Origin of the sequence: Neisseria sp. P0020.S005, assembly GCF_051957055.1 — a bacterium.
Classification (GTDB): domain Bacteria; phylum Pseudomonadota; class Gammaproteobacteria; order Burkholderiales; family Neisseriaceae; genus Neisseria; species Neisseria subflava_A.
The window spans coordinates 1-14,007 of the sequence record NZ_JBQCWV010000005.1 but is presented as its reverse complement, the minus strand read 5'-3'; the positions used below and the strand labels follow the sequence as shown (position 1 = coordinate 14,007).

12 protein-coding genes are annotated in these 14,007 nt (G+C 49.8%); 10 read left to right on the top strand and 2 right to left on the bottom strand.

The genetic code is table 11. The features are described 5' to 3' along the window. Positions 1–40: 40 nt before the first annotated feature. Entirely contained in the window at positions 41–742 is a 702-nt protein-coding gene (gene mtgA, locus ACTHTU_RS05415) for a monofunctional biosynthetic peptidoglycan transglycosylase (RefSeq protein WP_003684244.1), read from the bottom strand. A gap of 2 nt (positions 743–744) precedes the next feature. Next, positions 745–1,554, bottom strand: coding sequence for a shikimate dehydrogenase (gene aroE, locus ACTHTU_RS05410; RefSeq protein ID WP_440361993.1), 810 nt, complete (start codon positions 1,552–1,554; stop codon positions 745–747). A 191-nt stretch (positions 1,555–1,745) separates the two neighbouring features. On the opposite strand from aroE, the gene ACTHTU_RS05405 reads away from it, so the two are divergent. From ACTHTU_RS05405 to ACTHTU_RS05360, 10 genes are all read left to right on the top strand, one after another. Beyond that, positions 1,746–2,132, top strand: coding sequence for a surface-adhesin E family protein (locus ACTHTU_RS05405; protein WP_293203639.1), 387 nt, complete (start codon positions 1,746–1,748; stop codon positions 2,130–2,132). Between the two features lie 238 nt (positions 2,133–2,370). Further along, positions 2,371–3,789: a type I glutamate--ammonia ligase gene (gene glnA, locus ACTHTU_RS05400; RefSeq protein WP_293203640.1), complete on the top strand. Its 1,419-nt coding sequence runs from the start codon at positions 2,371–2,373 to the stop codon at positions 3,787–3,789. A gap of 210 nt (positions 3,790–3,999) precedes the next feature. After that, positions 4,000–5,244, top strand: a complete 1,245-nt coding sequence (locus ACTHTU_RS05395; protein WP_293203641.1) for a hypothetical protein — start codon at positions 4,000–4,002, stop codon at positions 5,242–5,244. A 71-nt stretch (positions 5,245–5,315) separates the two neighbouring features. Next, complete coding sequence (locus ACTHTU_RS05390) at positions 5,316–5,966, top strand: site-2 protease family protein (RefSeq protein WP_440361992.1); 651 nt, start codon at positions 5,316–5,318, stop codon at positions 5,964–5,966. A gap of 131 nt (positions 5,967–6,097) precedes the next feature. Continuing rightward, complete coding sequence (dusB, locus tag ACTHTU_RS05385) at positions 6,098–7,102, top strand: tRNA dihydrouridine synthase DusB (RefSeq protein WP_440361991.1); 1,005 nt, start codon at positions 6,098–6,100, stop codon at positions 7,100–7,102. A gap of 53 nt (positions 7,103–7,155) precedes the next feature. After that, positions 7,156–7,404 carry a Fis family transcriptional regulator gene (locus ACTHTU_RS05380; protein WP_440361990.1) on the top strand — a complete coding sequence of 83 codons (249 nt, stop codon included), beginning with the start codon at positions 7,156–7,158 and terminating at the stop codon, positions 7,402–7,404. A gap of 181 nt (positions 7,405–7,585) precedes the next feature. Beyond that, positions 7,586–8,461, top strand: a complete 876-nt coding sequence (locus tag ACTHTU_RS05375) for a DMT family transporter (RefSeq protein WP_440361989.1) — start codon at positions 7,586–7,588, stop codon at positions 8,459–8,461. A gap of 445 nt (positions 8,462–8,906) precedes the next feature. Further along, on the top strand, positions 8,907–10,487 hold the full coding sequence (purH, locus tag ACTHTU_RS05370) for a bifunctional phosphoribosylaminoimidazolecarboxamide formyltransferase/IMP cyclohydrolase (protein WP_440361988.1): 1,581 nt from the start codon (positions 8,907–8,909) through the stop codon (positions 10,485–10,487). A 197-nt stretch (positions 10,488–10,684) separates the two neighbouring features. After that, positions 10,685–10,813, top strand: coding sequence for a hypothetical protein (locus ACTHTU_RS05365; RefSeq protein ID WP_440361987.1), 129 nt, complete (start codon positions 10,685–10,687; stop codon positions 10,811–10,813). A 765-nt stretch (positions 10,814–11,578) separates the two neighbouring features. Continuing rightward, on the top strand, positions 11,579–14,007 hold a 2,429-nt coding region (locus tag ACTHTU_RS05360), incomplete at its 3' end, for an ESPR-type extended signal peptide-containing protein (protein WP_440361986.1).

Genomic DNA, 14,007 nt, shown 5'->3' with positions numbered 1-14,007 from the left:
AAAACAAAGGCCGTCTGAAATGTTCAGACGGCCTTTTAAATTAATCCATATCGCTTTCGGGCAATTCTGCCGAACCCATGCGGCGCAGGATGATATTGGTTTTGTTGTGCATCCGTTTGCTCTTAGGGTGGTCTGCGTAAAACAGCGGAGCCGGAACGCGCGCCGTGAGCTTGGCGGCTTGTTGGCGGGTGAGGGCGGAGGCAGGTTTTTTGTAGAAATACTGGGATGCCGCTTCCGCGCCGAATACGCCGTAGTGCCATTCGATTGAGTTCAGATACAGCTCAAAAATGCGGTCTTTATCGGTAACCGCTTCCATCATCGCGGTAATTGCCGCTTCTTCGCCTTTGCGGATGTAGCTGCGGCTTTCGTTGAGAAACAGGTTTTTCGCCAGTTGTTGGCTGATGGTCGAACCGCCGGCTTTGACTTCGCCGCTTTGCTTATTGCGTTTCATGGCGTATTTGATGCCGTTCCAGTCAAAGCCGCTGTGTTCGGCAAAGTTGGCGTCTTCGGAAGCAATCAGGGCTTTTTTGAGGTTGACGGAGATTTGGTCGTAAGGCACCCAGCGGTAATCCAGCTCGACATCGCGGCCTTCTTTTGCAAACTGGCTCATGCGCATGGACATGAAGGCGGTTTTGCTGGGTGCGACGGCGCGGTAGGTAATGATGTTGCCGTACACATAAGCGTTGAAGAAAATGAAGATGCCGATGGGCAGGGCAATCAGCCATTTGATGATGCGGAACATGGTTACAGGGCTTTCATGTATTCGATAACGGGGCGGATATCGGGTGTAAATCCGCGCCAAATATGGTAGGAGGCGGCAGCCTGACCGACCAGCATGCCCAGGCCGTCTGAAACTTCGGCCGCGCCGTTGCTTTGGGCAAAGTTCAAAAACGCCTGTGCCGCTTCGCCGTAAACCATATCGTAGGCAAGGCGGCAGTTGCGGAAAATTTCAGGATTGACGGCAGGAAGCTGACCGCTCAAGCCGCCGGACGTGCCGTTGATGATGATATCAAAACCGCCGTTCAAATCCGCCATCGGGACGGCTTCAATGCCGAAAAGCTGCGCCAATTCCTCGGCTTTGGCGTGGGTACGGTTGGCAATGACGATACGGGCAGGGCGGTGTTCTTTCAAAACCGGAATCACGCCGCGCACAGCACCGCCTGCGCCCAAAAGCAAAATGGTTTTGCCCTCGATGGCAATATTTTTAACCTGCGTGATGTCGTTGGCCAAACCGATACCGTCGGTATTGTCGCCGCGTATTCTGCCGTCTTCCAACCACACCAGCGTATTGACCGCGCCGGCAGCCAAAGCGCGGTCAGAATGCTCGTCCGCCAGCGCAAAAGCTTCCTGCTTGAACGGAACGGTTACATTCGCACCTTGCCCGCCCTCTGCACGAAACGCCGCAACAGCCTCGGCAAAACCGCCGATTTCGGCACAAATGCGCCCATATTCAATGGCCGCGCCTTCCTGCAGCGCAAACTGCTGATGGATTTGCGGCGATTTACTGTGTACAACGGGATTGCCGAAAACGGCGTAACGGGGGAGGGTAGTCATGGTCGTGTTCCAAAAGACGGGACGGCTATTTTATAACGGCGGCGTACAGATGGAAACGATACCGTCTGAAACGGTTGTCAGGTAGCATGATGGAATATTTGTTTCTTGAAAAAAAAGTCATTTTTTTACAATTTAACTTTATTTTTTTACAATTTAACTTTATTTTGTTGATAAGGACGAAAGGGACGGACATGAAAAAGATGTTGTGCTTGGCAGTATTTGCATTAGGGTTGGCAACGCCGGCGGTGGCGGCGGATTGGGTGTTGGTAGATATTGACAATGACAATAATACCACGTTTGGTGATGCAGACAGCCGTACGGACAATAGAGCATGGTTTGAACATAGGTACGCAAAGCCGCAAAAGATTGGCGATGGAAAATTTTTTAATACAACTAAAACGTTGAGAGAAATGGATTGCAGTGGTAAACGTTTTAGGATGTTGACAGTAACGGCGTATTCCAAATCGGGAAACCCTATCGGCTCTGATACACGATCCTATGCCGAATGGGATTATGTTATTCCCGGTACGGTTGGAGAGAGTATGTACAAATTTGTCTGCAACCGCTATCCTCGCTGACCGTTTTCAAATCAAACAACAGATGCCGTCTGAACTGCTTTCAGACGGCATCTGTTTTGTCGGCATTCGGACAAAAGAGCGGGCATTCCGCTTTTGAACAGACAAACCGAAGCATATTGTTGACAATCTTGCCGTCTGAAACTATATTTCATTGCGTAAAAACGGGTGCCCTGATGTATTTCAGACGGCCTTACCGTGGTAGAATAACAACTTAAACCCATTCCCTCAGGAGCTGAAGATGTCCATCAAAGACGCTGTAAAACTGATTGAAGAAAGCGAAGCCCGCTTCGTAGATTTGCGCTTTACCGATACCAAAGGCAAGCAGCACCACTTTACTATCCCCTCCCGCATCGTCCTCGACGATCCCGAAGAATGGTTCGAAAACGGTCAAGCGTTTGACGGTTCGTCCATCGGCGGTTGGAAAGGTATTCAGGCTTCAGATATGCAGTTGCGTCCCGATGCGTCTACAGCCTTCGTTGATCCTTTCTACGACGATACCACCGTTGTCTTTACCTGCGACGTTATCGATCCGGCCGACGGCCAAGGCTATGACCGCGACCCCCGCTCTATCGCACGCCGCGCCGAAGCCTACTTGAAATCTTCCGGCATCGGCGACACCGCCTATTTCGGTCCTGAGCCTGAATTCTTCGTTTTTGACGGCGTAGAATTCGAAACTGACATGCACAAAACCCGTTACGAAATCACTTCCGAAAGCGGCGCATGGTCAAGCGGCCTGCACATGGACGGTCAAAATACCGGCCACCGTCCGACCGTCAAAGGCGGTTACGCACCTGTTGCGCCGATTGACTGCGGTCAAGACCTGCGTTCTGCCATGGTCAATGTTTTGGAAGAACTCGGCATCGAAGTGGAAGTTCATCACGCCGAAGTCGGTACCGGCAGCCAAATGGAAATCGGTACCCGTTTTGCTACTTTGGTTAAACGTGCCGACCAAACCCAAGACATGAAATACGTGATTCAAAATGTCGCCCACAACTTCGGCAAAACCGCCACCTTCATGCCCAAACCGATTATGGGTGACAACGGCAGCGGTATGCACGTTCACCAATCCATTTGGAAAGACGGTCAAAACCTGTTCTCAGGCGACGGCTATGCCGGTTTGTCCGATACTGCCCTTTATTACATCGGCGGCATCATCAAACACGCCAAAGCCCTGAACGCGATTACCAATCCGTCCACCAACTCCTACAAACGCCTCGTGCCGCACTTTGAAGCACCAACCAAACTGGCTTATTCCGCCAAAAACCGTTCCGCTTCCATCCGTATTCCGTCTGTGAACAGCAGCAAGGCACGCCGCATCGAAGCGCGTTTCCCTGATCCGACCGCCAACCCATACTTGGCGTTTGCCGCTTTGTTGATGGCCGGTTTGGACGGTATTCAAAACAAAATCCATCCGGGCGACCCTGCCGATAAAAACCTGTACGATCTGCCACCGGAAGAAGATGCATTGGTGCCAACCGTTTGCGCTTCTTTGGAAGAAGCACTGGCCGCCCTCAAAGCCGACCACGAATTCCTCCTGCGCGGCGGCGTATTCAGCAAAGACTGGATCGACAGCTACATTGCCTTTAAAGAGGAAGATGTCCGCCGTATCCGCATGGCACCTCATCCGCTGGAATTTGAAATGTATTACAGCCTGTAAAACAGCTGAAACATTTTAAATAGGAAATCAAAGGCCGTCTGAAACTGGATTTGAAGTTTCAGACGGCCTTTAGGCTTAAAATAGATAGGGCGATCGAATTGGGCATGATAGTGAGAAGCAATGAATCATGCTGTTTGAAAGCCTTTATGGAATCGGTGCCTTGTGTTAAATTGTGCTAATAAAATCATTTCGTCAAAAAGGTTGGGCAGAATGAAGAAGATAATTGGTTTGGCCATTGCTGCGGCATTTGGTTTGAGCGCGTGCAGTAATTTGGATCACAAAACCGCGCACGAGGTCATGTCGATTTCCAATGACCGTATTTTAAAAGAAGACCACAGCTTTAACATCACAGGCAGCTCTCAAGTATATATCAGCCCATTGGCTGAAGCTGTATTGGCAGATGAAAAGGTGGAAAAGAAAACCGAAGCGAAAGCAGAGGATGCCAAAGCCAAAGAGGGGGAGGCGGCAGCCTCTATGGAGGTTGCTCAAGAAGACGACGCTGCTTTGAAGCAGGAGTTTTCTGAACGAGAAGAGGCTGAGTTCCGCAATGCAATGCTTGATGCCTTGCCGGACGGCAATATCGCACAAGTTGCCGTTGATTATCTGGATAAATATCCTGCCATATCCAGTTACATGGAAGGGGTTCATCTGAATTATGAGGTAGCTGTTGACTTATCAACGCGTCAGTTTGAGATGATTCCTGAATTGGCCATCAACAACCACAATGAAAAACTTAGTATCAAACTTCCTATGAAACTGGATGCGGAAAAATGGGAAATTTATATGGATCCGCCTGCCAGTGCTGCTGCCATTATTAGTGTGTACACCGATGAGAAAATCGGTAAACGTTTAATCAAAGAACCTTTAAAATTGAGTTTGAAAGAAATCGGTGATTCGAAACGTATGCCTTTTGATCATATTGCAGAGGCGGGAGTACGTGCTTTTTTGAGTGCCAATAAGGCTATGCCTGCCAATGCATATGTATTTAAAGAAATGGATGCCTTTGGTAAGGCAAAGCATGCACGCTATCGTGTACGTCATGTCATGAAACCGGAGTATGATTCTGTCGTAATGAAGGCAATGGCTAAGGCTTTTGATGAAGAATTGTCGAAATTACAGAAAACGCCTCAACCAGGGTCAACAGAAGAAGATTATAAAAATGCGCGGGAATTTTTCAGTATGTTTGTCAGCATAAGTGATAACCAGCCACTTAGCTTCCAGCGTATATCCGGTAACAATCCTGTTGTCGACTATTATCTTGACCGCAAAGGCCGTATTTTGGCTTCCCGCATGTATATACAAATTAACGGTACGCATAAGGCCATCAATATTATCGGCGACAACGTGTACAGCAATTACGGCAAACCAGTCTTCAAATTTAATCCGCAAGGTAAAGGCATTACTTGGCGAGAGCTGAAAGAGTTTTTCGGTTCGGACAAAAAACAGGAAGATTAAAGCCTCAGGCCGTCTGAAAGGATATTTAAGGATATTTTTGTTTTCAGACGGCATGTTTGATAAGGAAAACCATGTTTGCAAATTTTGATTTAGGCGTATTTTTGCTGGCAGTATTGCCCGTGTTGTTGGCCATTACCGTGCGCGAAGTGGCACGCGGTTATACGGCGCGGTATTGGGGCGACCATACCGGCGAGCAGTTCGGGCGTTTGACCCTTAATCCGCTGCCGCACATCGACCCTGTCGGTACGATTGTCGTGCCGCTGGTGTGTCTGATGATAGGCAGTTTTCTGTTCGGCTGGGCGCGCCCTATGCCCATCGATTCGCGCAATTTCCGCGATCCGCGCCGCGCGTGGCGGTGGGTGTTGATTTCAGGCCCGATAGCCAATCTGATTTTGGCGTTCTTTTGGGGTTTTGTCGTCGTATTTTCCGCGTATGTGCCTGAGTCTTATCAAGCGCCGTTGGTGCAGATGGCAGGTTACGGCGTGATGGTAAACTCGATTTGGGTCGCATTTAGCCTGATTCCGATATTGCCTTGGGACGGCGGTATTTTTCTCGATACCTTCCTTAACGCCAAACAGTCCATGCAGTTCCGTAAAATCGAGCCATACGGTACATGGATTATCCTGATCCTGTTGTTTACCGGCCTGCTGGCCAAACTGATTTGGCCGATTATTGCCATGATTCAGACAGCAGTGCAGATGGTGGTCATGCTGTTTATTTAAATGTTGTGGCTGAAAAGGCCGTCTGAAACTCAGTTTCAGACGGCCTTTTTCATTGTGCAACGTGTAAATACGATTGGAAAAGTTGCTTAAAAATTGTACAATTTCAGCCCTTTCAATTTGGCACACACATCATGCACATCGGCGGCTATTTCATTGACAACCCCATCGCACTCGCCCCCATGGCAGGCATTACGGACAAACCGTTCCGCCGGATTTGCCGCGAGTTTGGTGCAGGGTGGGCGGTATGCGAAATGCTGACCAGCGATCCGAGCTTGCGCCATACCAAAAAAACCTTGCGCCGCAGCGATTTTGAAGGTGAGGGCGGAGTTGTGGCAGTGCAGATTGCCGGCAGCGATCCGCAGCAGATGGCGGAAGCCGCGCGTTACAACGTCGGCTTAGGTGCGCAGGTGATTGACATCAATATGGGCTGTCCAGCCAAAAAAGTCTGCAATGTGCAGGCAGGCAGCGCGTTGATGCAAAATGAACTTTTGGTTGCCGAAATCTTGGAAGCCGTTGTCAACGCGGTGGACGTACCCGTTACCCTCAAAACCCGTTTGGGCTGGCACGACGAACATCAAAACTTACCGACCATCGCCAAAATCGCCGAAGAATCAGGCATCGCAGCCCTTGCCATCCATGGCCGCACACGCACGCAGATGTACAAAGGCGAAGCGCGTTACGAACTGATTGCCGAAACCAAAGGCCGTCTGAACATCCCCGTTTGGGTCAACGGCGATATTACTTCGCCGCAAAAAGCCGCCTCCGTCCTCAAGCAAACCGCCGCCGACGGCATCATGATAGGGCGTGGCGCACAAGGCAGGCCGTGGCTTTTCCGTGATTTAAAATATTACGCCGAACACGGCGTCTTGCCGCCGGCCTTAAGCTTGGCAGAATGCAACGCCACCATTTTGAACCACATCCGCGCCATGCAAGAATTTTATGGCGAAATTGCCGGCGTGCGCATCGCTCGCAAACACATCGGCTGGTATATCGATGAAATGCCCGACGGCGAACAGACACGCCGGGAAATCAACCGCTTGGACAGCGCCGCGGCACAATACGACACCCTTGCCGCCTATCTTGAGACGCTTTCAGAGAAAGCCGACCGTTGGGTATGCCGCTATCGGGAAGGCTGAAGAGTTTCAGACGGCCTCATCATTTAAAAACAAATCCAAAGAAAGACATCACGATGAATCAAACGAATCAAACGACTACTGACATTGCGCAATGTATTGAACAAAACTTACGACAATACTTCAAAGACTTAGATGGCACGGAACCTTGCGGCGTGTACGATATGGTGTTGCACCAAGTCGAAAAACCGATGCTGATTTGCGTGATGGAACAATGCGGCGGCAACCAATCTAAAGCGGCGGTTATTTTGGGGTTAAACCGCAATACCTTGCGCAAAAAGCTGCAGCAGCATGGTTTGTTGTAATAGGGAGGATAGGACGGACATTTCTGCCTGCCTATCATGAAAGAACCGGCCATGTCATTTATCCATCAGTTAGATATTTTTTGGATTCGTTGACACAATCAAAATAAAAACAGCTTGAAAAGGCTTCAGGCCGTCTGAAAACCAGAGAAGAAACGATTAATTTTTTACCATGAGTTGAACCATGCTTTACCAAATACTCGCACTGTTAATCTGGGGCAGCTCGTTTATCGCTGCCAAGTATTCCTACGAGATGATCGACCCGACGTTGATGGTTGAGACGCGGTTGTTAATTGCCGCGTTGATGGTGCTGCCGTCGTGCCGCCGTCATTTGGGCAGGATTCCGCGGAGCGAGTGGAAGCCGTTGTTGTGGATTTCCTTTGTCAACTACGTTGTCGTTTTGATGCTCCAGTTTATCGGTTTGAAATATACATCCGCTGCCAGCGCGGTTACCATGGTGGGGCTGGAGCCTTTGCTGGTCGTCTTTGTCGGTCATTTCTTCTTCAACGACAAAGCCAAACTTTACCACTGGATTTGCTGCGCAGTGGCGTTTGCCGGCGTGGGCATGATGGTAATGGGCGGTGCAGAAGAGGGCGGTACGATTGACTGGTTCGGCTGTCTGCTGATTTTGCTTGCAGGATTCGGTTTTGCAGGTGTGATACGTCCGAGCCAGCAGATGGTTGCCCGTATTGGTGCGCCTGCATTTACCGCGGCTTCCATGGCGGTAGCGGCGGTGTTGTGCCTGCCGTTTTCGCTGGTGTTGGCAGACAGTTATCAAATCAATTGGTCATGGGGCGGTACGCTGTCGGTTTTGTATATGGGGATTGGCTGTAGTTGGCTCGCCTATCTGTTGTGGAACAAAGGCATGAACACAGTCCCTGCCAACGTCTCCGGCCTGCTGATCTCGCTTGAGCCGGTCATCGGCGTTATCATGGCGGTGTTAATTTTGGGCGAACATTTAAGTACCATGTCTGCGATGGGCATTACCGTCGTTATTGCGTCCACTTTTGTCGCCGGTATGCTGACACGTGTGAGCAACAAACACAAAAAGGCCGTCTGAAAACGGTTTCAGACGGCCTTAAGTAAGCAGTATCATTTTTAATAAAACATTTTGGGAAAATTTCCATGAAACGCATTGCTTTTGCTTGCCTGCCCTATCTTGGCGTCGGCTGCCCCCGATAACGACAAAGCCGCTGTACAGGCCGTCATTGCCAAGTATTACAATCGACCGCTTGCCGCGCACAAATGCCAGCTAACCTACGCCCCCGTTGCCTTACTCATGCCATGATGCACAGGCATGACGGGCGCAGTATGGGTGGCTAAGAAAATGGGATTTAAATAGGCAAAAACAAAAGGCCGTCTGAAACCAAGTTTCAGACGGCCTTTTACAATAAAATTGTTAACAATATTTGCAAAAACCTACTGCCAAAAATGCGAAACTGGGGGATAATAGCGCCCTGAAAATTCATCCCATACTGATTAAACCTTCAACAAAGGAAATCCAAATGTCTTCCATCAAACGCGCCCTGATCAGCCTATCCGACAAGACAGGCGCAGTCGAATTTGCCCAAACCCTGACCAAGCTCGGTGTTGAAATCCTCTCTACCGGCGGTACAGCAAAGCTCTTGGCTGATGCAGGCGTTCCCGTTATCGAAGTTGCCGACTATACCGGTTTTCCCGAAATGCTCGACGGCCGCGTGAAAACCCTGCATCCGAAAATCCACGGCGGCATCCTCGGCCGTCGCGATTTGGACGAACACGTCGCCAAGATGGAAGAACACGACATCGGCAACATCGACCTCGTGTGCGTCAACCTCTACCCCTTCGCCGCCACCATCGCCAAACCAAACTGCACACTGGAAGACGCGATTGAAAACATCGACATCGGCGGCCCAACCATGGTGCGCTCTGCCGCGAAAAACTGGAAACACGTCGCCATCGTTACCGATACCGCCGATTTTCCGGCCATCGCTGCCGAACTCGAAGCCAACAACGGCGCATTGAGTGACAAAACCCGTTTCAACCTCTCACGCAAAGCATTCAGCCACACCGCCCAATACGACGGTATGATTTCCAACTACTTAACCTCGCTTTCAGACGACGTCTTGAGCGGCCAGCCCGAAATCGGCGAATTTCCCAGTCAGTTCAACCAAAGCTGGATTAAAGTACAAGACATGCGCTACGGTGAAAATCCACACCAACGCGCCGCGTTCTACCGTGATATTTACCCAGCCGCAGGCAGCCTTTCCGCCTACAAACAGCTGCAAGGCAAAGAATTGTCTTACAACAACATCGCCGATGCCGATGCCGCATGGGAAGCCGTCAAATCCTTCGATGCGCCCGCCTGCGTGATTGTGAAACACGCCAATCCGTGCGGCGTAGCCATCGCCTCCAATACCTTGGACGCCTACAAACTCGCCTACGCCACCGACACCACCAGCGCATTCGGCGGCATCATTGCCTTCAACCGCGAAGTCGACGGCGAAACCGTCAAACAAATTACCGACAACCAATTTATGGAAGTCCTCATGGCGCCGAAATTCACCGCCGAAGCCCTCGAAATCGCCGCAGCCAAGAAAAACGTGCGCGTATTGGAAGTGCCGCTTGAAGCAGGTGCCAACCGCTTCGAACTCAAACGCGTCGGCGGCGGACTATTGGTGCAAACCCCCGACATCCACCGCATCAGCCGCGCCGATTTGAAAGTCGTCTCCAAACGCCAACCGACCGAGCAAGAATGGAACGACCTGATGTTTGTTTGGAACGTCGCAAAATACGTCAAATCCAACGCCATCGTCTTCGGTAAAGGCGGTCAAACCTACGGCATCGGCGCAGGCCAAATGAGCCGCGTGGACAGCACTCGCATCGCCGCCCGCAAAGCGCAAGATGCCAATCTCAATCTCAACGGTGCATGTGCCGCTTCCGATGCCTTCTTCCCATTCCGCGACGGCGTAGATGTCATTGCCGAGCAGGGCATCAAAGCCATCATCCATCCCGCAGGCTCCATGCGCGACCAAGAAGTCTTTGACGCAGCGGACGAACACGGCATCGCCATGGTCGTCACCGGCATCCGCCATTTCCGCCACTAATAAGCTGATATAAAATAAAGGCCGTCTGAAAACAAAGTTTCAATATCATGAAACCCGTTTTCAGACGGCCTTTTTCAATCATCAAACAACTTAGCGGACTAACTGTAAATCAGACAAAGCAACCAAGCCCCAGCCTGTCCGATTCATGCAGCAACACAACACCCCAAGTCTCAAACCAATCCACTCAGAGAAAAAACATGAAACACATCTTCCTCATCCTCGCCCTCGCCACACTCACCGCCTGCGCCTCCAGTCATACCGGTGGCTACGGCTATGCCGGCAACAACGGCGCTTCCGCAGGCGTGACCCAAACGTTCCGTTGGTAGGCCGTCTGAAAAAACAACATAGTTTTCTACGATAGAGAAACAACTAAATTCCAAACGTAAAGGCAAGTTTTACACTTGCCTTTTTAATGTTATCTATCGGCTTAATAGCGCATAAATTCGTGTCATTTGCGCACTATTTATATGTTAGGAAAGGTCAAGGCCGTCTAAAAACAGGCTATGCAAAGCCATTACACGTTTCAAACCAATTTTCAATACAAATTTCATTAATTACCTAAATAAATCCAATATTCAAATCTATTACAACAGAAACTATCTAAATTATATATTATTTAATAATCATTATTGTTTAAGAATAAAAACGTAAAATCAAATAGCTAGAAAAAGCGTTTAAATAAAGCAACAAGTAAATCTAACGGGGATGACCGTTGAGAGCGAAAAAATAACACTTTATCGGAAGAGTTGATTTGCGAAACCAAACGCATATAAAATTTGGACAAGGATTCCGAATGCATTGAAGGAAGTTGACAAAAAGTGACTTGTTAAGAAACAAGCTGACAAAAAACGGCACATCGTTTCCCAAACTTCACAAGCTTCTGGAAATGTATCAGCATAAAATCCCATAAAACAGGCTTTTAGCTGCTATTCGGCCGAGTAGAGACTTTTGGCACGGGAATTGCATACACGAGATTACGGCATGAAACCGCATAAAGGGGAAACTCTGAAATGCGGCAAATGTGTGGACAGGCAGTTTACAGCCGAGCAACACGTCCCAAAAGAAATCAAACCCCTTACAGGAAAATCGATATGAATAAAGTCTTTAAAGTCATTTGGAACCACGCGACCCAGACATGGACCGCGGTTTCCGAGATCAGCCATGCGCACGGCAAAAAATCCGCTTCTGACAAGCGTAAAGCCGTAGCTGCTGCAGTTGCAGCGGCAGGTGCTTTGATGGCGTCCGGTAGTGCAATTGCTGGTTCTGATCTTGCTACTAATGATGCAGTTAATCTTTGGCCGAATGGTGTGAAAAACCCTGCTGCTGGACGCGAAGCTGTCGCTGTAGGCGCTAACGCAACTGCCTCACATCAACACACAATTGCGATTGGTAGAAATGCTACTGCCAAGTGGACCAATGCTATTTCTATTGGTAAAGATACTGTAGCAAGCCAAGACCACGCGCTTGCTATGGCTACGTCAGCAAAAGCCATTGGTATTCAATCTGTTGGCATCGGTTCATACTCTAGCGCTAGTGCGGATTCCGCAGTTGCTCTTGGTCAAAATGCAAAAGCTGGTGGTGAAGTACCAGCTGGTGCTGATAAAGGTCCTGGTACCGCAGCAGTAGCTGTTGGTCTTAATGCAAATGCATCTGCAGCCAATACGGTTGCAACAGGTAAGAACGCTGCTGCAAGTGTTGATAATGCCATTGCGGTTGGTGTTCAATCTAATGCTTCTGGTCGTGCGGCAGCTGCATTGGGTGGATATGCAGCAGCCTCTGCTGAACGTGCGACTGCGGTTGGTGCAGCATCTAAAGCAAGCGGTACGGCCTCTTTTGCTGGTGGTACATCGGCTAATGCTGCTGGTGTAAACTCTGTTGCAGTCGGTGGTTCAATGGAGGCAGCTGAAGCTGCTCAAGCAGTTGGTAATAACTCTATTGCAGTAGGTTCTAAGTCAAATGCCCAAAAAGCTTCCGACGTTGCAGTAGGCCATGGTGCGAAAGCCAGTGGTACTTCTGCCGGTACTAATGCGGAAGGCTCAGTAAACAATGCCGGTTCGGCAATCGCAGTCGGTACAGAAGCTCAAGCAACTGGTATCGTAGCAATTGCTGTCGGTGAGCGCGCCCAAGCCCTGCAAAACGGTGCAGTAGCATTGGGTGGCGACGCTCAAGCTAAAAAAGGTTCTGACGTAGCAATCGGTCGCGGTTCTGTCGCTGACGGCATTTCTGCTTCTGCCTTCGGTCCTGCTGCTAAAGCAAGTGCTCAATACGCGGTAGCATTGGGTGTACAAAGTAACGCTGCTTCTACGCAAGCGATTGCATTAGGCCGTGGCGCTCAAGCCAATGGCGGTGAATATGCAACTGCTCTGGGTAACGATGCTCAAGCAACAGCTAGAAACACTCTGGCTTTGGGTACTGAAGCTAAATCTACTATCGAAAACAGCGTAGCTCTGGGTAACGGTTCTACAACCAGCAAATTCGTACCTACCAACAGTGGTACTGTTGGCGGCTACACTTACGGTGGTTTCGCAGGCGCAACCAGCGGTTTAAATAACGGCGCAGTATTGTCTGTAGGTTCTGCAGGTAAAGAACGTCAAATCCAAAACGTTGCCGCAGGCCGTATTTCTCAAACTTCTACCGATGCAATCAACGGCTCTCAATTGTTCGCCGTAGCAAGCCGCATCGAAAATCTGAATCCATTTGTATTCCAAGGCCACGATGGTAGCGGTAGCTCACCAGCTGCAGGTACATACAGATACGATCCTAAATCAAATGCCAATAACACCCTGAAACTGATCGCTGGTGAAGGTCTGAAAATGACTTCAAACGGCACTAACGAATACACCCTGAGCGTAGTAGGTGGTGGTGCTAAAGGCGAAAAAGGTGATGCTGGTCCTGCTGGTCCTGCTGGCCCTAAAGGCGAAAAAGGTGATGCTGGTCCTGCTGGCCCTAAAGGCGAAAAAGGTGATGCTGGTCCTGCTGGCCCTAAAGGCGATACCGGCGAAAAAGGTGATAGCGCTCTCGGCTTAGCTGTTGGAGTTGAAGATAATAACGAAAACGGTACTCACACTATTACTATTACTAATTTAGATGATGGTTCAATCACTACTACTATCGTAAAAGATGGTAAGAACGGTAAAGACGGCGAAGCCGGCGCTAAAGGCGAAAAAGGCGACAAAGGTGACCAAGGCGAAGCCGGCGCTAAAGGCGAAAAAGGCGACAAAGGTGACCAAGGCGAAGCCGGCGCTAAAGGCGAAAAAGGCGAAAAAGGCGACAAAGGTGACCAAGGTGAAGCCGGCGCTAAAGGCGAAAAAGGCGACAAAGGTGACCAAGGTGAAGCCGGTGCTAAAGGCGAAAAAGGCGACAAAGGTGACCAAGGCGAAGCCGGCGCTAAAGGCGAAAAAGGCGACAAAGGTGACCAAGGTGAAGCCGGCGCTAAAGGCGAAAAAGGCGACAAAGGTGACCAAGGTGAAGCCGGCGCTAAAGGCGAAAAAGGCGACAAAGGTGACCAAGGTGAAGCCGG